Raw genomic sequence first — 24,960 nt, 5'->3', positions numbered from 1 at the left:
ATAACCCGCATAACGGCACCCGAACTGGTGCTGAGGATACTGAGTGGCTACAGCCAGCATTTGGCCGTCATGGGCAGTTGTGTATCTAGCGATACGTGCTCCTGAAGGTGGAATGAGCCACTGAAGTCCCGGTAGCGGTTCGGGAAGTGATGCCATTAATCTGATTGAGATGAAGCAGGAGGTGACCGACTGCTGGGGTATGGATCCCCCGCTATTCAGACCGCGAAGCCATTGCCGTTAGCGCATGGCGTTTGAAACAGCAGTTCCCCGGCTGGCTCCGGGGGTAAGTAGCGAAATTCTATGGATCAGAAAAAGGTTTATGAACATGTTGTCAAAAGTTGTGATTCCCGTTGCCGGTCTCGGTACCCGCGTTCTGCCCGCCAGCAAGGCGATTCCCAAGGAGATGCTGTCGGTGGTCGACAAGCCGGTTATCCAGCACGTGGTCGAAGAGGCCATCGCGGCCGGTTTCACGCAGATCATACTGGTCACCCGCAGCGGCAAGTCCGCCATTGAGGACCATTTCGACAGCCACTACGAACTCGAAGCTGAGCTTGATCGCAAAGGCAAGGTCGCGCTGCTGTCGTCTGTGCGGGAAATTCTGCCCGAGGGTGTCGAGGTGATTTCGGTGCGCCAGCCATTTGCCAAAGGGCTGGGGCACGCCGTGCTCTGCGCCGCGGCGGTGACCGGTGACGAGGATTTTGCGGTGATGCTTCCCGACATGCTGATCGAAAGCGATGCTACTGGCACTGATATGGTCGCCATGGTTGAGCGCTACCGTACCGGCGGCTGTGGCCAGATCATGGTTGAAGCGGTACCGCAGGATCAGGTCGAACGCTACGGTATCGTCGATTGCGGCGGTGCCGTGGTCGAGGCGGGCGGTGGCGCCAAGGTGCAGGGCATGATTGAAAAACCGGCCCGGGAAGATGCGCCTTCCAACCTGGCGATCGTCGGCCGCTATATACTGCCAGCACGGGTCATGTCGCTGTTGCAGGACACCCAGCCGGGCGCCGGCGGTGAGATTCAGTTAACCGATGCCCTGGTGCACCTGACCCAGGAAGCGACGCTCGAGGCCTACAGCATGACCGGTAATCTGTATGATTGCGGAAACAAGGCCGGTCTGTTGCAGGCCAATGTCGCATTTGGGCTTAAACACCCCGAGACTGCTGACGCGCTGAAGGCGTTTTTAGCACGTATATAGGGGCCGCGCATGAATATGGCTTGTGGGAGTATGCAATTGACTATTGAGAGCTGTTGGCAGGCGCTGGGCGTCCACGCTGATGCGTTGAAGCAACAACACCTGAAAGACCTGTTGTCGCAGGACGGGCGCTTTGGCGAGTTGAGTTTCCGCCACGAGGGAATGCTACTGGATCTGTCCCGCCAGCGGCTGCTGCCGCAGACGCTGGACAAGCTGGTCGACCTGGCACAGGCCAGTGATCTGCAGGGCTGGATCGAGGCGCTGTTTCAGGGCGAGGCAGTGAACAACACCGAACAGCGCCCGGCGCTGCACACGGCGCTGCGTCTGCCGGCCGGTTCGACCTTGCGGGTTGCCGGTGAAGACGTGGTGCCCAAGGTGCACGCCAACCTTGAGCGCATGGCCGGCATGGTTGAACTGCTGCACAATCGGCAGTGGCGGGGCTACACCGGTGAGCCCATCGATACCGTGGTTAACGTGGGTGTCGGTGGTTCGGATCTTGGGCCCATGATGGCTTGCCGGGCGCTGAATGACTTCGTTCCCGATGAAGCTGCCCATCTGAAGATCCATTTCGTGTCCTCCATGGATGGCAGTCAGCTGGTGGATCTGCTCGAGCAGTCGAATCCGGCCACCACCCTCTTTATCGTCTCGTCCAAGTCCTTTACCACCATCGATACCCTGGCCAACGCGGCGACGGCACGGCGCTGGCTGCAGGATGCCAGTGACGTGCGGGATGAGGTGCTGGTCAATCGCCATTTCGTCGCGGTGACCGCATCGCCGGAAAAGGCGCTGCAGTGGGGCATTCCCGAATCCAACCAGCTGCATTTCTGGGACTGGACCGGCGGGCGCTATTCGCTGTGGTCCACCATCGGCCTGCCCATTGCGCTCAAGATTGGCATGTCCGGATTTCACCAGATGCTGGCAGGCGCGCATGACCTGGACCAGCATTTTCGCAGTGCTCCCTTAAGCGAAAACCTGCCTGTTTTACTGGCGATGACCGGGATCTGGAATATCAATTTCCTGGACATTCATGCCCATGCCATTCTGCCCTATGACGGACGGCTGGCGCATTTGCCGGCCTATCTCGAGCAGCTGGAGATGGAAAGCAACGGCAAGAGCGTGTGTCGCGATGGCAGTGCCAGTGCACATCGTACCTGCCCGGTGCTGTGGGGTGAGGTGGGCCCCAATGCGCAGCATGCGTTTTATCAGCTGCTGCACCAGGGTACCGAGTCGGTGATGTGCGATTTCATCGTCTCGGCGCGGCGCTATGCCTCCGAGCATGAAACATTGCAGCGCCAGCATCAGCTGGCGCTGGCCAATTGCCTGGCGCAGGCGCGCGTGCTGGCGTTGGGAGATGCGGCATTGGGCAGTGCTCAGGATAACGCCAAGCCGTGGCAGCGTTATCGGGGCAATCAGCCCAGCACGGTGATTCTGCTGGACGAATTAACCCCGCGCTCAGTAGGAGCGCTCATTGCGCTCTACGAGCACAAGGTGTTTGTGCAGTCGGTGATTTGGGGCATCAACCCGTTTGACCAGTGGGGCGTGGAGCTTGGCAAGACCATGGCGACGCAGCTGCTTGATGTTCTTGATAGCGGCCAGCACCCGGTGGCGTCTTTCGATCACGCGACGAACGGCTTGTTGGCCGCGATTGAGGCGCGACGCATGAGCAACCCCGATGCGGATTAAAACCGTGGTTGTTGCATGGAGCCAGGCAGGACAGAAAATGGAAGCGGACCGATGAAAATAGCAGTGTGGGGTGATGAACTGGCCTCGTGGGTTGCCGTGGCACAGCTTGCTGCCTACGGCAATGATGTACGGGTGCCGCAGGCTGCGGCCGGAACAACTGAGATCAGACCTTCCCAGAGCAGCGTGCGCGCAGAGCCTGGCCTGATGGAGTTGATTCAGGCAGGTGTGATCAAAGGACAGCTCAGCGCATTGGCGACGGATGAGTGTGAAGAGGTCGTTGTACACTGGCTGGCCATGGCGCCGGATGAAGAAGACAAGGCCATCGCACTGGTGCAGCGCCTGGCGCAGCGTGCAGACGGTTCGCTGCTGGTGATTAATCAGAGCAACTTTGGCATCGGTGCCAGCGACCGATTGCAGGCACTGCTCAACAGTGACGCCGGGCAGGCGGTGATCTGCTTGCCCGATACGCTGCAGCAGGGGCGGGCGCTGAGCCAGTTTGCACAGCCAAAGACGCTGCTCGTCGGTTGCGAGGATGCAACCGCGTTGCAATCGCTGCAGGCCATCTTGCGGCCATTTACCGGGGCGCTGCAGAGCTTGCAGCTGATGACCCGCCGGGAAGCCGAATTTACCAAGTTCGCCATTACCGGCATGCTGGCGCTGCGTCTGGGTTACATCAATGAGCTGGCCAACCTGGCGGATCTGCTGGCTGTCGACATAGATGTCGTGCGTCAGGGGATGGGCTCGGATGAGCGTATCGGCCCGCACTATCTGGCGCCGGGCTGCGGTTTTGGCGGTCAGCATTTCACCCAGTACATCGAGGGGCTGGCGGGGTTGTTCAGCGAGAAGCGCAGATCGACCCTGCTGGACACCGTATTGGCCGAAAATCAGCGTCAGATGGAACTGCCGTTTCGCAAGCTCTGGCAGCACTACGAGTGTGACCTCAGTGGCAAGACGGTGGCGCTGTGGGGGGTGGCATTCAAGCCTGGGGTTGCGAGTATCGACAATGCCCCGGCGCTGCGCATCATCGATGCGCTGCTGGCTCAGGGCGCCCGGGTTCGGCTGCATGATCCCGAGGCGCTGCCCGAGGTGCGTGAGCACTACGGAAATCATGCCAGTGTGTGCTACTGCGCTGATAAGTACGAAGCGGCTCAAGCGGCTGATGCATTACTGCTGTTGACCGAGTGGCCGGAATACTGGTCGCCGGACTTTGAGCGCCTGGCGCAAAGCCTGCGCGCCAAGGTAGTTGTGGATGGGCGCAATGTCTATGATCCGGCCCTGTTGCGGGCTCAGGGTTTCACTTACTACGGCATTGGCCGTCTCTGAATGATTGTGGGAGCCCGCTCTGTAGGCGAATGAGCCGGTTTGGCCGTTCGCCCGGAGACCGGGCTCCCACGATCGCGCCTTCGCCGCTGTCAAATCTTTAAAACGGAATCGGATTCTAAACGTGACAAAACTGACCTGTTTCAAGGCCTATGATATTCGCGGTCGCCTTGGCGATGAGTTGAATGAAGATGTGGTCTATCGCATCGGGCGTGCTTTCGCCCAGCAATTTTCGCCGCGCTCGGTGGTCGTGGGCGGCGATATTCGGGAAACCTCCGAGGCGCTGAAAATGGCGCTGTCGCGCGGGCTGCAGGATGGCGGCGTCGATGTTGTCGATATCGGCATGGTGGGCACCGAAGAAATCTATTTCGCTACGGTGCACCTGGGGCTGGACGGCGGCGTGGAAGTGACCGCGTCCCATAACCCTATCGATTACAACGGACTCAAGCTGGTGCGTGAAGGCAGCCGGCCGATATCGGGTGATACCGGGCTCAAGGACATGCAGCGCATTGCCGAGGAGCAGGCGTGGCCTGCTGCATGCGAGCCGCGTGGCAGTTACAGCCAGCAGGACCTCAAGGATGTCTATGCACAGAAAATGCTGTCGTATATCGATGCGGGCGCACTGAAACCACTGAAGCTGGTGGTCAACGCCGGCAATGGTGCCGCCGGGCCCGCGCTGGATGCGATCGAGCGCCAGTTGCAGGCGCTTGGCGCGCCGATCGAGTTTATCAAGGTGCACCATGAGCCGGATGCCAGTTTCCCTAACGGCATCCCTAACCCGCTTCTGCCCGAAAACCGGGCCCAGACTGCCGATGTCGTTATCGCACAGGGTGCCGACATGGGTATCGCCTGGGATGGCGATTTCGATCGCTGTTTCCTGTTCGACGAGAACGGCCAGTTTATCGAGGGCTATTACATCGTTGGTTTGCTGGCCGAAGCGTTTTTGCACAAGCAGTCCGGTGCCCGGGTCATTCATGATCCGCGCCTGACCTGGAATACGATCGACCTGGTAGAAGCGGCCGGCGGTGTACCGGTACTTTCCAAAACCGGGCATGCCTTCATCAAGGAGCGCATGCGTCTGGAGGATGCCGTCTATGGCGGCGAGATGAGCGCGCATCACTACTTCCGTGATTTCGCCTACTGCGATAGCGGCATGATTCCCTGGCTGCTGGTGGCGGAACTGCTGAGTAACAAGCAACAGCCGCTGTCCGAGCTGGTCGCAGAGCGCATCGCGGCCTTTCCAAGCTCGGGTGAAATCAACAGCAAGCTGGCGGACCCGGTGGCGGCCATTGCGCGTGTGCGCGCGGCCTACGAGCCCGACGCGCTGTCGGTGGATGAGACTGACGGTATCAGCATTGAGTGTGCCCAGTGGCGCTTCAATCTGCGCAGCTCCAATACCGAACCGGTGGTGCGACTGAATGTGGAGAGCCGGGGCGATCAGGCGCTAATGCAGGAAAAAACTGACGCGATTCTGGCGCTTTTGCGCCGCTGAGAGCCTGGCTTTGTTCGAGGGACGCATCTGCAGAATCAAGTCTGCACGACTGCGTTCCTTGACGACGGTTAAATTGATACCATAGCCGCTTTGGTCTGCCCATCGTTAGTGCGCTGGCATGAGTGCCCGCAGGTCCGGTGCAGGATTTGGCTTAGTATAGTTAGGTAAATTTATTTTGCGTCGAAGTAAGGAAAATATAGCCATCGTTGGCATGGCATTCCGTCTTCCCGGTGACCAGTCCAAATCGGATGAGTTCTGGCAAGCACTTAAAGATGGCAAAGACCTTGTCGGCGAGATCGATGATAGCCGCTGGGGCAAGGATACCCACTATCACCCCCGCAAGTCCGAGGCCGGGAAAAGCTATACCTGGGCCGCCGGCGTATTGTCGCGTATCGATGAGTTCGACGCCGAATTCTTTGGCATTTCGCCGCGTGAAGCGTGCCAGATGGACCCGCAGCAACGCCTGTTGCTGGAGTTGTCCTGGGAGGCGCTGGAAAATGGTGCCCAGAATCCTGCGCGCCTGGCCGGCAGCCACTGCGCTGTCTATGTCGGTATTGCGGGAACGGACTATTCCCACCGGCGTATCGACGATCCGTCCAACGCCGATTCCTATACCATGACGGGCAGCACCGCCAGCATCGCCTCGAACCGTATCTCCTATGTGTTCGACTTCCATGGCCCCAGCATGTCGGTTGATACGGCCTGCTCTTCATCGCTGGTGGCACTGCATCAGGCCTGTCGATCGCTGTGGGACGGTGAGGCCTCCAGTGCGCTGGTCGGCGGCGTCAACATGCTGCTGCATCCTTTCCCGTTTATCGGTTTTTCCAGGGCATCAATGCTGTCTGTCGATGGCCGTTGCAAGACGTTCGATGCCAGCGGGAATGGCTATGTGCGCTCAGAGGGCAGCGCGGTTTTCTATCTGAAGCCGCTCAGTGCCGCCGAGCGTGATGGTGACCCGATTCATGCGGTGATTCTTAACACCGGTGTGAATTCTGACGGTCGTACCAACGGGATCACCGTACCCAGTGCTGAAGCCCAGGCCGAGTTGCTGCGTCGAGTGTACGCCGAGATTGATCTGTCCCCGCTGGACCTGGCTTATCTTGAGGCGCACGGCACGGGTACCGCGGTGGGCGACCCGCTGGAAACGAGAGCGCTGTCGCAGGCGCTGGCCAAACAGCGTGGAGAGGGTAATCCGCTGCTGATCGGCTCCGTCAAGAGCAATGTCGGTCATCTTGAAACGGCATCGGGCATGGCGGGCATGGTCAAAGTGATCAACTGCCTGCAACAACGTGCCTTGCCAGGTACCGTCCACCTTAAAACGCTCAACCCCAACATTGATTTTGACGGCTGGAATCTGAAGCCGGTCACCGAATACACCGAGATCGGTGGTGATCAGCGCCTGATCATGGGGATCAATTCCTTTGGTTTCGGCGGCGCCAATGCCCATGCGGTACTGGCCGAGTATCAGGGCAAGACTTCAGGCAGCCATAACGCTACTGTTGCTGAGGCGGGCATGTTGCCTCCTTTGCTGCTGAGCGGGCGCAATGACGCGGCGCTGGCAGCACAGGCCCTGCAGATGGCCGCGCAACTGGAAGACTCCGCCGGTGCCTATTACGACATTGCATGGACTCAGGCTACCCGCCGCCAGTCGCTGCCTCGGGGACTGGCCGTGCAGGGGCAGAGTGTCGAAGAGATTCGCAATGCGCTGCAGCAGTTTGCGGCCGCAGAAAAGCCCTCGGCAGTATTTACCGGTGAAAACCTGGGACTGGATCTGGACGTCGCACTGGTCTTTTCCGGTAACGGTTCGCAGTGGGCTGGCATGGGACGTCAGCTCATGGAGGCCGAGCCGCTGTTTAGCCAGGCAGTCGACGAAGTGGATGCACTGCTGAGTGAATACACCGACCTGTCGATTCGCCAGATATTCCTGTGCGATGAGGCCGCGGATTACGAGCGTACCGAAGTCGCGCAGCCTGCGCTTTTTGCGTTGCAGGTTGGCCTTGTCCGCTGCCTTCAGGCGCAGGGCATTCAGGCCAGTGCAGTGCTCGGGCATAGCGTCGGTGAGATTGCTGCGGCCTGGGTGAGCGGCGCCCTGAGTCTGGCGCAGGCAGTCAGAGTCATCTTTGAGCGCAGTGCGGCCCAGGGCAGCACGCGCGGACAGGGGCGCATGGCGGCGGCCTCATTGTCGGCCGATGAAGCAGCAGCATTGATCGCCGAGCTGAAACTTGGTGATCAGGTTGAAATCGCCGGCATCAACAGTCCCGTTGCTGTCACCCTGGCAGGAAAGCTTGAAGCGCTTGAGGCGATAGGCTCCGCATTGGAGCCGCAGGGTCGCTTCTTCCGCATTCTGGATCTGGACTATGCCTTTCACAGCAGCCTGATGGACCCGGTGCACGGCCGGGTGCTGGAGCAGCTGGCGGATCTCGCGCCGTCTGATACCGGTATTCCCTATATTTCGACGGTCAGCGGCACTGAACTTGCGGGTACGGAACTGGGTGCTGCCTACTGGTGGGACAACATTCGTCAACCGGTGCAGTTCGGTGCTGCAATCGAGACGGCGATAAACCGGGGCGTGCGCCTCTTTATTGATGTCGGCCCCCATCCGATTATGCGCGCCTATATTGGCGACTGTCTTAAAACGCATGATCTCAGCGGTGGGGTCATATCTACGCTCAAGCGTAATTCAAATGATGTGCAGGACGTAAAGGCCGCCGTATTCAGTGCCTGGCTCGGCGGTGCTCAAGTTGATTTGTCGCGGCACTTCCCGCAGCCAGGCAACGTGGTGCGTCCTTTGGCTTACCCCTGGCAGCGTGAGCGCCACTGGTACGAGCTGACCTCTGAGGGGTATGACCTGGTTAATCGCCGGTTGGAGCATCCGCTGTTGGGATACCGCATCAAGCCGGGCGAACCTGTGTGGGAGAATGTGCTGGATGTGAATCTGGTGCCTTACCTGGCCGATCACGTCGTGGGGGGCGCCGCGGTGATGGCGGCAGCCGGCTACGCGGAAATGGCACTGGCGGCGGGGCGTTCCTGGTTTGGCACTGAAGAGGCGCCGGCCGAGCGCTTCGAGATCGAGGGGCTGGAAATACGTGCGCCCCTGGTGTTCGAACAGGATCACCTCAAAAACCTGCGATTTGCCTTTTATCCCAAGGACGGCAGTTTCACGATCGAGAGCCGGGTTCGCCTGAGTGACGATCCCTGGGTATTGCATGCCGTGGGACGCCTGACCGGTGCGCCGGCCTTTGATGCACAGCAGCAGCTGGATCTTGCCCAGCTCAAGACGCAGGCTGAGGGTCGCCTCAGCGGTGAGCAGCATTACCAGCTGGCCCGCGACGTGGCGCTGGAATACGGCCCGGCGTTTCAGGGTGTCGCAGTTGTCTGGACCGATGGGCTGAGCGCCCTGGCCAAACTGGAACTGCCTGAATCCGTTGCCGCCGAGTTGCCACGCCATGTGTTGCATCCCGGCGTACTGGATGCCTGCTTCCAGGTGCTGGTGGGAATCTTTACCGCTAACAGCGGTGAACGTCAGCATGCGGCGCTGATACCGGTTCGTATAGACCGGTTGCGAGTCTACGGTAACTGCCATGACATCACACATTTCAGTGCCCACATCAGCAAGCAGAGTCCGCGCTCGGTGCTGGCGAATTTCAGGCTCACCGATGATAACGGCCGCGTGCTCGCCGAGGCGCAGTCGTGTCGCTTCCGTGGCGTAAACTTTGCCCATGAGCAGGGCCTGCCGGCGACCTACCATTACAGCCCCCGCTTGCAGGGGCCGATTGGCGCCAGTCCGCTGCCCGAACTGGCGTCGGTGGCGACTGTCGCCCGGCGCCATCTCGAAGCGCATGCGCCTGCGCGTTCACGTCATTTCGCCGAGGTCGAGCCGCTGATCGGCATGATGGTCAGCGGATTTATTTATGAGGCGCTGCAGGGCCAGGTTGGTTTTGATGAGCCTTTTGCCATTGATACGCTGATGACCCGAGCCGGGTTTGGCGACGAGTTCCGTCCAGCCCTGGTGCGTTATCTTCAGATCCTCGCTGAAGACGGCCTGGTGTCCTGTGAAGGTGATCAATTCGTGCTGTTGCAGAGCGACGAGTGGCCTGCGGCGCGGCAACTCTGGCTGGCATTGCAGGGCGACTACCCGGCGTACCTGCCCGAACTGCTGCTGGCCGGTCGCTGTGGCATGCACCTGACGGATGTATTCAGTGGCACCTGCGCTGCAGCCAAATTGCTAAACCCTGCCAAAAGCAGTTTGCAGGAGCATCTGGCCGATTCGGCGCAGTCCAGCGCCGGCATATACCAGGCTGTGCATGAAGTGCTGGCACAGCTGGTCGCAGCCTGGCCCGAGAACCGCCGTGTGCGCATTCTGCATCTGAACGGCGGTGCCGGCGCGCTGGCCCGTCGCCTGATGGCGCTGTTGCCACAGGACCGTACGGACTATCTGTTTACCGAAGCCGATGAGGCGCTGCTGGCCAGTGCGGAGGTTGAGCTCGCGGCCCATCCGTATGTGGATTTTGCCTGTTTTGATCCCAACGACGTGTCAAATACAGCCGATGCAGTCGCGGGTCGTCGCTTCGATCTGGTGCTGGCCGGTGATGGACTGCACCAGCTGGATAACCCCGTCACCGCGCTGGCGCAACTGAGCCCGTTGCTGGTTGAAGACGGGGTGCTGCTGCTGGCGGAGCGCAACCAGGATCGCTTCAGTGATCTGACGCAGGGTCTGACGCCGGGTTGGTGGGATGCGTCCGATGCGGCGCGCCCGTTGTCCCGGCTGAGGCCCGCCGAGCACTGGGTTGAGCTGCTGGGCGAAAGTGGTTTTTCTCGATTCGAAACCCTGCACGAGCCGGCAGCGGACAAGGCCGAGGGCGGTTACGTGGTGCTGGCCGCCAAGGCGCCTGAGCCTGAAGCGCAATTGGTGCCGTCACAGCCGCAGCAGCGGTGGTTATTGCTGGCAGACGACAACGGTTTGGCGGATCTGCTCGCGCAGGCGTTGCAAGCATCCGGCCAGCAGGTGGTGCTGGCACGCAGGGCTCAGGGTGCTGCGCTTGCAGACGGCGAATTGCAGGTGGATCCGTTCTCGGTGGACAGTGTTGAGCAGCTGCTCGATACCATTGCCGTGACAGGCGGCTGCGATCAGGTGGTACAGCTCATGGGGCTGGATCCGGTTGATACGCAGGGCAGCCGCTTGCTGGCGCAACAGGACCTGCGATGCTTGCCGGTTCTGTGCCTGATTCAGGCGCTGGAGCGGCTGGTGTGGACACAGTCACCGCAGCTGTCGCTGGTAACGTCCGGGGCCGCCTTGTGCTCGAACTTGCATCAGGGTCGCCTGCAGGTTGTGCCATCCCAGGCGCCTTTGTGGGGGCTGGGCCGTGTGCTGATGAACGAGCATCCGGAACTCAATGCAAGGCTAATTGATTTGGCCGAGGCGGATCCCGCCAGCCTGGTGCCGGCATTGGCTGAAGCCTTGCTGTCCGAAAGCCCGGAGGATGAGCTGTTGCTCACAGGGAATGCCGCCTACAGCCTGCGCCTGGAGCCGCTGTCACTGGCTCTGGCACCGTCGCAAAGCGGCGGCGATGCCGAAGTGAAGCTCGATTTCATTGAACCGGGCCCGCTGAAAAACCTGAAGTGGATGCCCATGGCGCAGCGCACACCAGGACCTGGTGAGGTGGCGGTACGGCCGATTGCCAGCGGCCTGAATTTCAGGGATGTGATGTACGCCATGGGGCTTCTGTCGGATGAGGCGGTGGAAAATGGCTTCTCGGGCCCGACGCTGGGCATGGAGTTTGCCGGTGAAGTGATCGAGGTTGGCGAAGGTGTCACCGCGTTCCGGGCCGGTGATCAGGTGATGGGTTTTGCGCCATCCTGTTTCTCGTCCCGGGTACTGACGCAGGCGTCGGCCGTGGCAGCGGTGCCATCGGGCTGGAGCTGTGCCGAGGCGGCCACCGTGCCGACGGTATTTGTAACTGCCTGGTACGCACTGGATTACCTGGCGCGTCTGCAGCCGGGTGAACGTGTGCTTATTCATGGTGCCGCCGGTGGGGTTGGCATCGCGGCGATTCAGATTGCCCGTTACCTGGGGGCCGAGGTGTTCGCCACGGCGGGGTCCGATGAGAAGCGCGACTTCCTGCGCCTGATGGGCGTTGACCATATTCTGGATTCGCGCAGCCTGGCGTATGCCGACCAGATCATGCAGCTGACCGGCGGTGAAGGCATCGATGTGGTGCTGAATTCCCTGGCCGGTGAGGCGATCACCAAGAACCTGGCGATTCTGCGTCCGTTCGGTCGCTTCATGGAGTTGGGCAAACGCGACTTCTACGAGAACAGCAAGATTGGCCTGCGACCGTTTCGCAACAACATTACCTATTACGGCATTGATGCTGACCAGCTCATGGTCGAACGTCCGGAGCTCAGTGCCCGGCTGTTCCATGAGGTGATGGAGCGGTTCTCCGAAGGTGCGCTGCGCACCTTGCCGCACCGCGTATTCCCGGCCTCCCGGGCCAGCGATGCGTTCCGCTACATGCAGCAGTCGAAGCAGATCGGCAAGGTTGTCATCGGGTTTGAACAGCGTCCTGTTGCCTCTGAGCAGGCGCAGACTCTGGTCGCGCCGCTGAATCTGGATGCGCAGGGCTGCTACCTGGTCACCGGAGGCCTCAGCGGGTTTGGTCTGCGCAGTGCGCGCTGGCTGGCGGAGCAGGGCGCCCGTCACCTGGTGTTGATCAGCCGCAGTGGCGTACAGACCGATGAGGCCCGTACGGCGATCGCCCAGCTCGAAGCCGAGGGTGTGCAGGTCACGGCCGAGTCGGTTGATGTCACGGATCGCAATGACCTTAAGTCGCTGTTCGCAGGTTTTGGCACCCGGCTGCCGGAACTTAAAGGGGTGATTCACGCGGCGGTGGTATTTGACGATGGCCTGATGCGCAATATGAGCCGGTCCAGCCTGGACAAGGTGCTGGCGCCCAAGCTGCTTGGTGCTGCCAACCTGCACGAGCTGAGCGAAGGCCTCGCACTCGATTTCTTCGTGCTCTACTCCTCGGTCACCACCTTCTTTGGCAACCCGGGACAGGGCAACTACGTTGCGGCCAATGCTTATCTTGAAGCGCTGGCCCGCAAGCGCCGGGCTGCAGGGTTGCCCGGGCTTTACGTCGCCTGGGGTGCCATCGATGACGTTGGATTCCTGGCACGTAACGAAGATATCAAGGAGGCGCTGCAAAGCCGCATGGGCAGCGAAGCGCTGACCTCGGCCCAGGCGCTGAAAATGCTGCAGCTGCTGCTGACACGCGATTGCGCCGGCGCCTCGGTCATGGACTTCAGCTGGCGCGATATGCAGCGTCTCATGCCGTCTGCACGTTCTCCCAAGTTTGATCTTCTGCGTCGGCTGGATGCGCGCCACGGTGGCGATGAAGAAGACAGCGATGATATTCGCAGCCTGATTCAGGGGATGGAGCCGGCCGAGGTGGCCGAACTGGTGAGTGGCATGCTGTGTGATGAAATTGCGCAGATCCTGCGTCTGCCGGCGGAGAAAATCGACCAGAACCAGTCGGTGCTGGAACTGGGTATGGACTCCCTGATGGGGGTCGAACTGGCGCTGGCGATCGAAGGCCGCTTTGGCGTCAGCATGCCGGCGATGGCGTTGTCTCAGGGCCCCACCATTACCCGCCTGACCGAACGTATTGTCGCGCAGCTCTGTCACGAGGAGAGTGGCGATAACGGGGCTGCCCAGCAGGCGGCCAATCAGGTGGCCCAGGTCGCAGCCCGTCACGCCGATTCACTTTCCGCAGAAGAAACGCAACGCATAGCGGCGGTGCTGGAAAGTGATTCGACGACTGTGAGGCTGTTGAAATGAACAAGATCAACAAGGGATTGTTCGGACTGACCGGCAAGGCCAAGGAAAGTCTGATTCAAAAAGCCATCGAAAAGCGCAGTGCGCGTGATGCGCAGGCGGAAGCCGACACGGCGCGCCGGGCACCCTCGGGCGCCCGGGTGCCGGTGTCCGATGATCTCTGTCGTTTTGATAAGCTGCCGGGTTACAAGGACTTGATGGTGCAGCGGCTGGCGGCGGATCAGCTTAATATCAGCAACCCGTTTTTTCGTCTGCATGAAGGTACTGCATCCGCGACCTCGGTGATCGACGGGCGCGAATGCATCAACTTTTCCAGCTACAACTACCTCGAGTTGAGTGGCCACCCGCGGGTTTCGCAGGCGGCCAAGGATGCCATCGATCAGTACGGCACCTCGGTGTCGGCGAGTCGGCCGGTTTCCGGAGAGCGTCCGGTGCAGCAGGAGCTGGAGCAGGCATTGGCGGCTTTGCACGGTACCGAGGATGCAGTGGTCTTTGTCAGCGGGCATGCCACCAACGTGACAAGTATCGGCTATCTGTTTGGTCCCAGGGACCTGGTGCTGCACGATGCGCTGATTCACAACAGTGTTCTGCAGGGCATCCAGTTGTCCGGTGCATTCCGGCTATCGTTTCCACACAATGACTGGCAGGCGCTCGAGCGCATGCTGGAGCAGCGTCGCCATGAGTTCGAGCGGGTGCTGATCGTGGTGGAAGGTATATACAGCATGGACGGCGATCATCCGGATCTGCCAAAGTTTATTGAGCTCAAGCGTCGCCACCGCGCGTTTCTGATGGTTGATGAAGCCCATTCGATCGGTGTCATGGGCGAGCGCGGGCATGGTATTGCCGAGCATTACGGCGTTGCCGGCGGTGCGGTCGATATCTGGATGGGGACGCTGAGCAAGACAATGGCCGGTTGCGGCGGTTATATCGCCGGCGAACAGGCTCTGATCGATCACCTGAAATTTTCAGCACCGGGGTTTCTGTACAGTGTGGGTATGCCGGCGCCCATGGCGGCAGCCTCTCTCGAGGCGATCCGCGTGATGCAGGAGGAGCCGCAGCGGGTACGACAGCTGTGCGAGCGCAGTCGCTATTTTCTGGCGCGCGCCAGGGAGCAGGGGCTGGATACCGGCCTGAGCCGCGGATATTCGGTGGTGCCGGTGCTCTGTGGCAGCTCGATCAAGGCGGTGCGGCTGTCGAATCTGTTGCTGGAGAAGGGCATCAACGTGCAGCCGATTGTCTATCCGGCGGTGGAGGAAAAGCTGGCGCGGTTACGTTTTTTCATTAGCTGTGCCCATACCGAAGCCCAGATAGACGCGACCGTCGCTGCCATTGCCGACGCCCTGAAACAGCTGTGATGCGCGCAGCGCACGCATGAAGCGCCGGCTGATCCTGTGCACCCATTCGAGCCTTTACTCGAGCCTGGTGCTGGACGCGCTGCTGCAGGCGCCCGGGGTCGAGGTGGTTGGTGTCGTCAATTCCACTCGAATACTGTCCCGCGGCGGTTCGGCGGTTGCGGATATTCGCCGTCTGCTGCAGCGCTCTGGCCTGCGCTATGCGTTGCATTTGCTACTGGCAACATCGGGGTTTGAGCTGCTGGCCCCGCGCCGACGGCTCCATGTTCGCGCCAGGGCACTGGGTGTCCCGGTGCTTGATACTCAGGATATCAACGCCGCCGAAGGGATTGATTTTGTGCGTTATCTCGCACCGGATCTTTGTCTGTCGGCCTATTTCAACCAGGTGGTGCATGAGCCGATACTGAGCCTGCCACCGCTGGGCTGCATTAATATCCACCCCTCCTTTTTGCCCCATAACCGGGGTGTTGACCCTCTGTTTCATGCCCGCCTGCGGGGCGAGACGACCGGCGGCGTGACGGTGCATCGACTCGATGCCCGGCTGGATACCGGCCCTGTGCTGGCGCAGCAACACTGTACTCTGGATCACACCGAAAGCCTGATGGCTGCGTACGCCCGGCTGTTTTCGCTGGGGGCAACGCTTGCCATCGAAAGTATTACCAGCATGGATGACCGTCACAGCGGGTTCGCTCAGCAGGGCGAGGGGAATTATGACGGCTGGCCCGCCGCGCGCGACGCCGCACGGGTGTCGGGTCTGCTGGGGCTTGGCCAGAGTCTGGGCCTGATTCGACGCTAGCCGCCTAGCGAAACTGGCAACCCGGTTCTATGCGGGCGGCGGCTCCATCGGGACGATCACCGGTGTGCGACCCCTTCACCACACACATTGCCCGTATTCCCTCACACACATTCAAATGCAGTGGTCGACACGGCCTGTCTGACGATCCAATCGTAATCAGCTTGTGGAGGCAAAGGTGGCGTCGAGCATTAAGCCCGGCAGGGTCTCGACGCTTGTCTCGTTGGGTTTGGAGGGCGTGAGGCCGGCACTGGCGGCCGACCAGACCAGGTAGTCGGTGCAGGCGTCGGCATAATTGCGGGACTGATAGATGTCCGGCATGCCCGGGACATGATCACCGTACCAGGCCAGTATCGCAGTCGGGTCCTGCTCGGCAAGGTGTCGGGTCAGACGGTCCAGCATGCAATCGGCATTTTTAAGATGGCGCAAGTAGATGGCCAGGTTGTTGTCTGCATCCGGCGTGGGTGCATCAAAAAAGGCGTTGCGCTCGGCCGGCTCAATGGATTCCAGGTGAAGCGGGCCATGGTTTTCCATGGTGATGGCAAAGATAAACAGGGGCTGGGTGCTTTGTGACAGCTCGTTGATGATGCGCTCACAGACGGCGGAATCAGAGGTATAGGGACCAAAGCGGTCGTTGCCGCTAAAACTGCGAATATCAATGAATTCGTCAAAGCCCAGTTCCGGGTAAATGCGGTGACGGGCGAAAAACTCCACCGGGTAAGGATGGATGCAGATACAGCGGTAGCCCTGCTGTTTCAGGCTGGCGGCAAAAGAGCCGACGCCGCTGCTTGCCACCCGGCGCTGAAAATAACGTAGCGGATCGAACCGGCCGAAGCCCAGGCCACTGTTCGCCTGGCCGGTGAGAAAGGCGAATTCGCTGCGCATGGTATAGGCGCCCCAGGCGGGTACCTGAAGCTTGCCATGTGCCTGCGACTGGCCACAGATGCGGTCAAAGTGCTGCAGCACCTCAGGACGGATACGGTCATCCAGGCGCCTTGCGTCGAAAAAAGACTCACTTTGCACAGCGATCAGGTTGGGACGGGTTTCGAGCGCCGGAAAGCTTTGCGGCTCAAGCTCTGGCGCTTCTCTGGCCTGGCTGCCATAGATCGCCAGTGTCGGTAGCAGGCCATACCGTGCCGTGTCGCGGTTGGCATCGAGCGTCACAGAGTGGCGGGCGGCGAGTCTGGCGATCAGTGCAATCAGCAGTGCGGCCAGCGCGAGGGCGCTCAGGCTATCCAGCCAGGCAGAGGCCGCGAACAGCGAGCTGGGGGCTTCATACAGCGTGGCAGTGCTGATGCTCGCGCCGATGGCCACCGAGCCCAGCACGGCAGGCACTACACCGATAAAGGGCAGATAAAGGCGAGGAAAGCGGATGGCCTGCGAGTACAGCGCCAAATCAGCGAAAACGAGGGCCTCACGCAGAAACCGGTACTTGGCATTGTTGACGATGAGGACGACCAGTTGGGCGCACAGTGCCGCGAGCAAGGCAAAATAGAAACGCCGTGTCAGTCCATAGGCTGTCAGGAACAGCGTCGCAATAATCAACAGGTGCAGCGCCGGGGCGCCAAGACCCTCATACCCGGGCTTGCGAAACCGCTCCAAATTAACGGAAAACAGTGCGGTGAGGGCCAGAAAGCAGAGTTGGGTCAGGGTCATGGGCAGGACAGGCAGTTGAGTAATCAGCGACTGCGGCCGTAGCTGATATGTTGCAGGATGAAATCCGCCATCGCAGCCGGGAGCATGGCCAGCAGCCAGGTGCCAAGATTCAGCGGGAACGGGAATGAGATACGAGGCCGGTTGCGCATCAGGCCTTTACGGATGATCGTGGCGGCCTGGTCGGCACTGACCATAAAGGGTTTTTTGCCCGGAAATTCCCGGCTCATGTCGGATTCCACAAATCCCGGGCAGATCACCGATACACCGACGCCATCCGGGCCCAGCAGGCCGCGCAAGGCTTCACCATAGGCTTTTAGCGCCGCTTTGCTGGCGCAGTACGCCGGTGTGATCGCCATGCCACGATAGGCTGCCAGTGAGCTTACCAGGGCGATCTGTCCATGGCCGCGCTGACGCATCGGGCCTATCAGCGGAATGACGGTGGCCAGCGCGCTGTCGATATTGGTGGCCAGCAGTGACTTTGTATCGGCCCAGCTTTCTGCTTCGCCCTGTGGGCCCACGTTCAGGGTTTTGCCGGCGTTGGCAATGACCAGGTCTATCGGCTGGCGGGCATCACAGGAACTGACCCATGCTTGCAGAGCGTCAACGTCGGTCACATCCAGCGGCCTGATATCGACCCGCGTGCCACGCGCGCGGCAGGCGTCAGCGACGCTTTGCAGTCTGGCCTCATTGCGGGCACAGAGACTGAGGCGCTCAGCGGTGCCGGCATAGGCGTGTGCCAGCGCGGCACCAATACCGCCACTGGCACCGGTAATCAGCACATGCCTGGGCTGGCTCAGCCTTCCCACGAAGGCTCCCCCATGTAGCCCGGCTGATGCACCGGCAGTGGGTCGCTTTGAGTGAGGCGCCGTATTGAGCCTGCAATCGCCAGCTCGATACCGCGGGCATTGTAAAAACCGCCGTTGAGCTGGGTGCGGTGAATCACGGTATTGCGAAATGCATGGAACAAGGTCTTGTCTGGCTTCTGCTTCTGTTTCCAGAAGTTATCCAGCGGACCCTGGAAGCAGAGCCCCTGCAGGTTGTATATCGACTGCCCCAGTGCGATTGTGGGTCGACCATGGTAGAGCGCCGAGAGTCCGACGGTACTGTTAATCGTGATGACGCCGCTGCAGTGGTGCAGTAATGTCGGCAGGTGCCCGCCGTCAATGTAAAGTACCCGCTTGCCGAGGCCAAGTTGCGCGCTCAGACGCTGGATGTGCGTTCGATAATCGATCAGGCCGGTATCCAGCGGATGGTTCTTTATCACTAAAACACAGTTGCGCGGTGCTCTGGCGGCGAACGAGGTCATGACCTCGTCGATCGCCTGGCAGATGCCATCAAAACGGGAGTGCACCTTGACCTGGTAATCGGCGTCCAGCTGCAGCGGGAACAGATAGAAACGTCGGCTGTTGGCCTGAATCCGGTCAATGGCCTGTTGTGCCTGGCGTCCGCGCCACGGCAGTTGTGGGAAGCGCCGTGCCCAACCCAGGTACTCGATATGGCTGCCATGGGGGCGATGGGTTTTATAGTGCGCAAAACACAGTGGATTGGCGAGATTGGCCAGATGGTAAGCCATGTCCTGCAGCGCGCGAACCTTCAGAGATCCGCCGACACTGTGGCCATCGCCATATTTGCTAATCTCTTTTGCCTGGGCCAGGTACCAGCTCGGGTCCCGGGGCAGGCTTGAGAATGCATTGGTGCCGCCTGCTTCCAGCGTAATCCAGTTCGGGCGAAAGTAGCCTTCCTCGTAGACGAAATAAGGAATTGATTGCTGCTTCAGGCGAATGATCGCCTGCATGTGCTGTGGCCGGCAGTCGCCAAACAGCAGCACCCGGTCGATGCCATGCTGTTGCAGCGCGTTGTCAAGGAAGCTGTCCCATTCGTCCAGCGGGCGATTGAAGGTCAGGGTTTGGGCACGGGTGCGAAACAGGGCATCGCCAGCGCAGAAATTGACTTTGCATACCCGATGTCCCTGGGCGAGCAGGGTGTCGGCCAGGCGGGCAAAGAAGGGCGTTGCCGGTCCCTGGAGCAGAAGAAATGAAAGCCTTTTCATAGCAGAAGAGCATTGCCCGCAGCACAGAATTTGAATCGGCGATCATAGCAGAAAGTCGCTGAATTGGGTGGGCATGAAGGTAATAAAGTCAGCCGAGCAGGCGGTCTTTTGCCTCGTTGATACGGGCTGCCAGGTAGTTGCTGCCGCCGCGGTCCGGGTGCAGCTTCTGAATCAGCCGGCGGTGGGCGTTGATAATGTCGCTTTCACTGGCGCCGGGTTCGAGGCCCAGGATGTCGTAGGCCTCTGCTTCACTCAGCGGCCCGGCCTGGTTGGTGTGGCTGTCTTTGCCGGCACCAGGGTCATCCTGACGCCAGCTGTCACCAAAACGCTTGTCGAGGTAGGCTTCCAGCAGCTGGGTTGACTCCTGATCATGCTCCCGGCAGTACTGCAGTAATTCAATAAACTGGGTTTCACTCAGGCTGCCCAGTGTCTTGCCGCTCAGTGGCCCCTGCAGCACGGTGCCGTGCATGGCACCGGTGTCGTGCTCGAGGCTCATTTCCAGAATGGCGCTCTGCACGCGGGAACGGTTGTTACTGCTCCCCGGCTGTTGCTGCTGGCGCTGTTTGTAGAGCTGCTGCAGGAACGGCAGGTAGCGCAACAGCGGTATCAGCCTTCGACTGAACGGCAGCAGTACGGCCAAGACCGCACCGAGCCAGTGCAGGCGACCGGTGACGCTGAGGTACAGCAGGAACAGAGCGCACAGTATAATGACCAGCTGCCACTTGGCGCGTTCGCGCAACTGGGGTGGCCGTGACTGGATCCACATGATGCCTGCCAGGGCAACTGCACTGAGAATGATCAGGCCAAAAGGGTTCAACGCTTACCTCGTGTGTATTCGATTTGGTTTCAATTTCTAAGCTGGCGGGTGAGACGCAGCAATGCTGCGCTCTTGCCCTGGCTGAAATCCTCCAGGGCCTTGTGTCCGCCTGACGCATAAACAGCAACAGCGCCCAGCAATTCGCGCATGAGCTGGGGGCTGTGCTGGTCAAACTGGCAATAGGCACCGCCCGAAAGCTCGCTGATGTGCTTGAAGGCCCGGGTTGCCGTGCAATCGTGACCTTCGTGGAAAATGAACAGCGGCACTCGCAACAGGCCAAGTTCGCCCGCAAGCTCGCACAGATCGTCCACGGGTTCTTCCACGCAGTCGCCGATAAAGATCACGGCCTGGATCTTCTTCAAACGGGTTTCGCGGCGAACATGGGTCAGCAGCCGCGCAATCTGCGTATGGCCGCCGAGGCAGCGCACCGCATTCATCTGACGCATCAGGTGATCGGTATCGCACAGCCAGTCTGTTGCATGAAACTCGCCGTAGCCACGATAGTAGCATAGCTGCACCGACAGCCCGCCTAGGTTTCGGGTCTGTTCGAACATTTCGCTCTGCAGCTGGCAGGCATGGTCCCAGGTGGGTTCCCTGCTGGCGGTGGCATCCAGGGCGAACACCAGTCGCCCGGTACCGCTGGATGGCGTTTTGGCCAGCCGCCGCAGGAACTGGTCGATTTCCTGGTGACTGGAGCGTTGGCTGAGGGATTTTCGATCATCGCCCATGGCGCACTCCTTTTTCGCTCAGTATAGGAGAATACAGCGTTGGAGTGCGCAGGCAGGAAAAAGTTGGCGCGGGCGCGTTTTATCGTCTCAAGCGGTACCGGATCGGGGCAGTTGCGGGGGCTGTGCCACGCCCAGGTAGCGCTCGCGCTTGCGGGGTTTCAGGTAGTCTAGGTCGACCAGTACCAGGCCATCCACACAGTAGTTGAAGTCCGCATCAATACCGAAGTCCAGAAAGCGGACGCCGCCCGCTTCGCAGACATCACTGTACTGTTTGTAGAGTGTGGGAACGGATACGCCCATGAATTCCAGCTGCTCCTTGAGCACGCGAAAGTCGGCGGTGTAATCGGTGCCACTGAACAACTGGGTGAGATGTTCCCGGCTGGCGGCGTCGATTTTGAAGGGGCTCAACGAACGGGCCAGGTTGTCATTATCCGGGAAGTAGTGGCTGTAGAACCAGACGATCAGGTCACGTGCGGCCTTGGGGTAGCTGTTGCTGAGGCTCACGGGGCCGAACAGATAGCGAATCTCGGGGTGGCAGCGCAGGTAGGCGCCGATGCCATACCAGAGATAGTCCAGGCTGCGCCGTCCCCAGTAGCGCGGCTGGACGAAGCTGCGGCCAAGTTCGATGCCACGGGCAAGCACCGGTGCCATGGCATCGTTGTAGTGAAACAGACTGGCACTGTAGAGACTGCTGTCGTTATTGGCCAGGCTGGCCGTTTCCGCCAACCGGTAGGCGCCGGCAATTTCGAGATCCTCCTCGTCCCACAGGATCAGGTGACGGTAGTTGTGGTCATAGCGGTCCAGGTCCCGCTTTTCACCGGTACCCTCGCCGACACTGCGAAAGGCGATTTCGCGCAAGCGCCCGACTTCGCGCATTACCGCCGAGTCCGGATGGTCGTCGAACAGGTAAATTTTCTTTCCATCACCGGTTTCCCCCAGTAGCTCGGAGGCTTTGAGTTCCTGTTTCAGGCTGCTGCGATCCTGTGGATGGTCGATGGTTTTCTCGGTGATGAACAGCGGGGACTTATTGCGGGCAATACGGTACAGGTGCTTTTTCAGAATGCGCGCTTTTTCGCGGGTCGAAACGGGCAGTGCATCAATCTGGCTGAAGGCAATGGGTTCACCAATGCGTACCGCGATGGTGACCGACTGCTTGTTGAACATCTCCCGTGCCAGCAGCAAGGTCGAGAAAGAGCGATTCAGCGCGGATATGCTGTAAAACAGTGACGAGTTCTTGCCCCCCACGAAGACAGGCAGTATGGGCGCATTGGCCTTGCGGGCAAAGTGCAGGAAGCCGCTGTTCCATTTGCCGTCGCGGATGCCGGTCAGCCCCGCGCGGGACACTTCGCCGGCGGGGAATACGATGACCGCCTGATCATCCTGCAGTGCCTGGGTGATACGGGTGATATCCCGTTTGCGAGTGGCCTTGCCCAGGTTGTCCACGGGCAGCAGCAGCGGTTCCAGCGGATCGAAGCTGGAGAGTACGTCATTGGCGACGATGCGCACATCGCGGCGTATTTCACCCACCAGTTTCAGCAGGGCAAGGCCGTCGAGTGCGCCCAGCGGGTGATTGGCGACAATCAGTACGCGTCCGGTGGCCGGAATGTTCATGCGGTGCTGATGGCTCAACGCGTAACTGAAATTGAAGTAGTCCAGCACCTTGTCAATAAACCCGAAACCGGTGCTGGTGTTGTTTTCGGCCAGGAACTGGTTAATTTCCCGCTCGCGCACCAGATGGCGCAGGCAAAAAAGGGTGGAGCGCTTTACCGGCGCAGGTTTGGCGATAAAAGCGGGAAACTTCTGGGTGACGACCTGTTCGACATTAAGTTGCATCAGGGGTGTCCTCTATCGGAGGACTCACACTCTATGGCCGGACTGTGACCACGGTTTGAATGTACGGTGACAGGAATGTGACAGTCCGTGCTCGTGCGTCGTGCGCCGGGCATAGGGCAAAAAGAGGAGGGGGAGGGGGCGCGAAGCCCCCTGGGCAGTTAATGGGGTGGTTCAGACTGAACCTTTACTCCAGGGGTCCTGGTCGGGTCCACGGCGCCCGCGATTTTTGCGTCGATCCGGTTTACCGGGTTCAAACCTCACCTCTTCGCGGCGGTCTTTTTGTTGGCGCCGGTCGTTACCCGAGCGCCTTTCGCTACCATTCCAGTTGTTCTTGTTTTCATCCGTCATTGTGTGGCTCCATCACCGGGATGATGCATGCGTATTCAGGTTAAGATTAGCAGTCAGGCATGATATTGCATTAGTCATTTTCAGCGACCCCTGGGCACCGACGTCAGCAGAGACCTTCACGTGGATCGAAAAATCATTCATTGCGACTGTGACTGTTTTTATGCGGCGGTCGAAATGCGCGACAATCCGGACTTGCGCGGCATTCCGTTGGCGGTTGGCGGGCGTGCCGATCAGCGCGGCGTGGTTGCCACCTGTAATTACGAGGCCCGTGCCTATGGTGTGCATTCGGCCATGTCCACGGCCCGCGCCCTGGCGCTTTGTCCCGATCTTCGGGTTGTGCGCGGCAATATGGAAAAGTATCGCGAGGTGTCTGCAAGGATCATGGCGATTTACGCGGACTATACGCAGGTGATTGAGCCGCTGTCGCTGGATGAGGCCTACCTGGATGTTACCGGTGTGCGGCGGTGCCAGGGGAGTGCGACCCTGATGGCCGAGGAAATCCGCCGGCGGGTGTTTGAGGAAGTCGGAATCCGCGTATCGGCCGGTGTGGCACCTAACAAGTTCCTGGCTAAAATCGCCAGTGACTGGAACAAGCCGGATGGTCTTTTTGTGTTGCGTCCTGAGCAGGTGGAAGCCTTTGTACAGGCGCTGCCAGTGAAGCGTCTGCATGGTGTAGGGGCCAAGACCGCCCAGAAGCTGGAACGCATGGGTGTGCACAGCTGTGCGGATCTTCGGGCGCAGGGGGCGGCGGCGCTAAACAGCCGTTTCGGTCGTTTTGGTCAGCGACTGTGGGAGCTGGCCTGGGGGCAGGATGAACGGCCGGTACGCATCAGCCGGGAGCGCAAGTCGGTGAGCGTGGAGCACACCTACGCCGAGGATCTGCCTGACCTCGCGGCCTGCCTGCAGGCGTTGCCGCCAATGCTGGAGGCGTTAGCCGTCCGTTATGCCAGGCTGTCGCGCCCGGCGGATGTCGCCGGCGCGGTTATCAAACTGAAGTTCCATGATTTCAGTCAGACCACGGTTGAACAGGCGACCCGTGTTCAGGCCGGCCTGCTGCCGAATAGGGTGTTATATGAGCAACTGATGCGCGAAGCATTCAGCCGTGGCAGCCGGCCCGTACGGCTGATTGGTGTCGGCTATCGCCTGAGTGAGCATCGAGAAGGCCCGCAGCCCGATCAGCTGACGCTCTTCTAAGGAACGTTCCCAGGATCCTGCAGGCGTGTATCGTCCGATCAGCCCTTGCGGGTCAGTGCCTCGGCATCAAAGGCAATGCCGTCCCAGCCGCTGGCCATGAAAGCACGAATGTTGCCATGGTCGGTGCCCTGGGGGGCCTTCAACACATCGCGATAAAAGCCCCCAAAACAAGCCAGTGTCTGGGCTTCGTTCAGACCATTGAGCCGGGCGAATGCAAAAATCTTGCAGCTGCCCTCATTCTGACCCGCTTCATTACGTACCTCGCCATTGGTGAACCCGCTGGGCTGGTAATCGTAATACTGCTGGATGACCTCCATGGTGTGTTTGAAATCCAGGCTGTCGTCTTGTCCGATCCCGGCGAGAAATGAATCCAGATCCATCGTTGAAGCTCCGTACGTTGGCAAACAGGCTTTCTAACACCTGCACCTTGTGTCGTAAAGCAAAACGGGCAACAAAGGTGCCGGCTGGCTTCGGCCGCTGCAGGCTGTTTGGGGCCGAAGGGAAGGCGATGTTCCGGGCGGGAGGGGCCCGTTAAATGCGCCGTTGCGGCGACATTTAACGGGTGGTTCTTTGCGGTCTGACTCAGTGCTGCAGGATCTGACTCAGGAACGGCTGGGTCCTTTCGTCTTGTCGAAGGTTATCGAACACTCCCGCTACCTTTTTAT

15 protein-coding genes are annotated in these 24,960 nt (G+C 60.1%); 8 read left to right on the top strand and 7 right to left on the bottom strand.

Annotated features, from left to right (window positions below; genetic code table 11):
• The first annotated feature begins 319 nt into the window (after nucleotides 1-319).
• The 7 genes from galU to F451_RS26790 all read left to right on the top strand — a co-directional run bounded on the left by galU (nucleotide 320) and on the right by F451_RS26790 (nucleotide 15,672).
• Nucleotides 320-1,198 (top strand): UTP--glucose-1-phosphate uridylyltransferase GalU, encoded by an 879-nt coding sequence (gene galU, locus F451_RS0116390; protein WP_020682477.1) that lies wholly within the window; start codon nucleotides 320-322, stop codon nucleotides 1,196-1,198.
• Between the two features lie 30 nt (nucleotides 1,199-1,228).
• The gene (gene pgi / locus F451_RS0116385; protein ID WP_020682476.1) at nucleotides 1,229-2,878 is read left to right on the top strand and encodes a glucose-6-phosphate isomerase; all 1,650 of its coding nucleotides are present in this window, start codon (nucleotides 1,229-1,231) and stop codon (nucleotides 2,876-2,878) included.
• A 51-nt stretch (nucleotides 2,879-2,929) separates the two neighbouring features.
• On the top strand, nucleotides 2,930-4,201 hold the full coding sequence (locus F451_RS0116380; RefSeq protein WP_020682475.1) for a UDP binding domain-containing protein: 1,272 nt from the start codon (nucleotides 2,930-2,932) through the stop codon (nucleotides 4,199-4,201).
• A gap of 121 nt (nucleotides 4,202-4,322) precedes the next feature.
• Nucleotides 4,323-5,690, top strand: coding sequence for a phosphohexomutase domain-containing protein (locus F451_RS0116375; protein WP_020682474.1), 1,368 nt, complete (start codon nucleotides 4,323-4,325; stop codon nucleotides 5,688-5,690).
• Between the two features lie 175 nt (nucleotides 5,691-5,865).
• Nucleotides 5,866-13,527 carry a type I polyketide synthase gene (locus F451_RS0116370; RefSeq protein ID WP_156826521.1) on the top strand — a complete coding sequence of 2,554 codons (7,662 nt, stop codon included), beginning with the start codon at nucleotides 5,866-5,868 and terminating at the stop codon, nucleotides 13,525-13,527.
• Nucleotides 13,524-14,879 carry an aminotransferase class I/II-fold pyridoxal phosphate-dependent enzyme gene (locus F451_RS0116365; RefSeq protein ID WP_020682472.1) on the top strand — a complete coding sequence of 452 codons (1,356 nt, stop codon included), beginning with the start codon at nucleotides 13,524-13,526 and terminating at the stop codon, nucleotides 14,877-14,879. The genes F451_RS0116370 and F451_RS0116365 overlap by 4 nt, the downstream gene beginning before the upstream one ends.
• 16 nt (nucleotides 14,880-14,895) lie before the next feature.
• Nucleotides 14,896-15,672, top strand: coding sequence for a methionyl-tRNA formyltransferase (locus F451_RS26790; protein ID WP_020682471.1), 777 nt, complete (start codon nucleotides 14,896-14,898; stop codon nucleotides 15,670-15,672).
• A 156-nt stretch (nucleotides 15,673-15,828) separates the two neighbouring features.
• On the opposite strand, the gene F451_RS25755 is transcribed toward F451_RS26790, so the two are convergent.
• The 6 genes from F451_RS25755 to olsF all read right to left on the bottom strand — a co-directional run bounded on the left by F451_RS25755 (nucleotide 15,829) and on the right by olsF (nucleotide 22,753).
• Complete coding sequence (locus F451_RS25755) at nucleotides 15,829-17,325, bottom strand: LTA synthase family protein (protein WP_020682470.1); 1,497 nt, start codon at nucleotides 17,323-17,325, stop codon at nucleotides 15,829-15,831.
• A 23-nt stretch (nucleotides 17,326-17,348) separates the two neighbouring features.
• Entirely contained in the window at nucleotides 17,349-18,131 is a 783-nt protein-coding gene (locus F451_RS0116350) for an SDR family NAD(P)-dependent oxidoreductase (protein ID WP_020682469.1), read from the bottom strand.
• Complete coding sequence (locus F451_RS25750; RefSeq protein ID WP_020682468.1) at nucleotides 18,119-19,375, bottom strand: capsule biosynthesis protein; 1,257 nt, start codon at nucleotides 19,373-19,375, stop codon at nucleotides 18,119-18,121. The genes F451_RS0116350 and F451_RS25750 overlap by 13 nt, the downstream gene beginning before the upstream one ends.
• Nucleotides 19,376-19,463: 88 nt before the next feature.
• Nucleotides 19,464-20,192 (bottom strand): DnaJ domain-containing protein, encoded by a 729-nt coding sequence (locus F451_RS0116340; protein WP_020682467.1) that lies wholly within the window; start codon nucleotides 20,190-20,192, stop codon nucleotides 19,464-19,466.
• Between the two features lie 29 nt (nucleotides 20,193-20,221).
• Entirely contained in the window at nucleotides 20,222-20,920 is a 699-nt protein-coding gene (locus F451_RS0116335; protein WP_020682466.1) for a hypothetical protein, read from the bottom strand.
• An 87-nt stretch (nucleotides 20,921-21,007) separates the two neighbouring features.
• Nucleotides 21,008-22,753: a bifunctional ornithine lipid synthase OlsF gene (olsF, locus tag F451_RS0116330; RefSeq protein ID WP_020682465.1), complete on the bottom strand. Its 1,746-nt coding sequence runs from the start codon at nucleotides 22,751-22,753 to the stop codon at nucleotides 21,008-21,010.
• A 468-nt stretch (nucleotides 22,754-23,221) separates the two neighbouring features.
• Between olsF and dinB the strand changes: the two genes are divergently transcribed.
• Nucleotides 23,222-24,295 (top strand): DNA polymerase IV, encoded by a 1,074-nt coding sequence (dinB, locus tag F451_RS0116325; protein ID WP_020682464.1) that lies wholly within the window; start codon nucleotides 23,222-23,224, stop codon nucleotides 24,293-24,295.
• Between the two features lie 38 nt (nucleotides 24,296-24,333).
• Here dinB and F451_RS0116320 read toward each other — a convergent pair whose 3' ends face one another.
• Entirely contained in the window at nucleotides 24,334-24,675 is a 342-nt protein-coding gene (locus tag F451_RS0116320; protein WP_020682463.1) for a HopJ type III effector protein, read from the bottom strand.
• Nucleotides 24,676-24,960 lie beyond the last annotated feature (285 nt).

Source organism: Marinobacterium rhizophilum DSM 18822, assembly GCF_000378045.1.
Classification (GTDB): domain Bacteria; phylum Pseudomonadota; class Gammaproteobacteria; order Pseudomonadales; family Balneatricaceae; genus Marinobacterium_A; species Marinobacterium_A rhizophilum.
The sequence above is the reverse complement of the archived record's forward strand: the minus strand, read 5'-3'. Positions and strand labels throughout refer to the sequence as shown.

Coding starts and splice junctions, on each gene's coding strand:
- pgi (WP_020682476.1), top strand. CDS start 1,229: ATGCAATTGACTATTGAGAGCTGTTGGCAGGCGCTGGGCGTCCACGCT.
- galU (WP_020682477.1), top strand. CDS start 320: ATGAACATGTTGTCAAAAGTTGTGATTCCCGTTGCCGGTCTCGGTACC.
- F451_RS25755 (WP_020682470.1), bottom strand. CDS start 17,325: ATGACCCTGACCCAACTCTGCTTTCTGGCCCTCACCGCACTGTTTTCC.
- F451_RS25750 (WP_020682468.1), bottom strand. CDS start 19,375: ATGAAAAGGCTTTCATTTCTTCTGCTCCAGGGACCGGCAACGCCCTTC.
- olsF (WP_020682465.1), bottom strand. CDS start 22,753: ATGCAACTTAATGTCGAACAGGTCGTCACCCAGAAGTTTCCCGCTTTT.
- F451_RS0116320 (WP_020682463.1), bottom strand. CDS start 24,675: ATGGATCTGGATTCATTTCTCGCCGGGATCGGACAAGACGACAGCCTG.
- F451_RS0116335 (WP_020682466.1), bottom strand. CDS start 20,920: ATGGGCGATGATCGAAAATCCCTCAGCCAACGCTCCAGTCACCAGGAA.
- F451_RS0116365 (WP_020682472.1), top strand. CDS start 13,524: ATGAACAAGATCAACAAGGGATTGTTCGGACTGACCGGCAAGGCCAAG.
- F451_RS26790 (WP_020682471.1), top strand. CDS start 14,896: ATGAAGCGCCGGCTGATCCTGTGCACCCATTCGAGCCTTTACTCGAGC.
- F451_RS0116380 (WP_020682475.1), top strand. CDS start 2,930: ATGAAAATAGCAGTGTGGGGTGATGAACTGGCCTCGTGGGTTGCCGTG.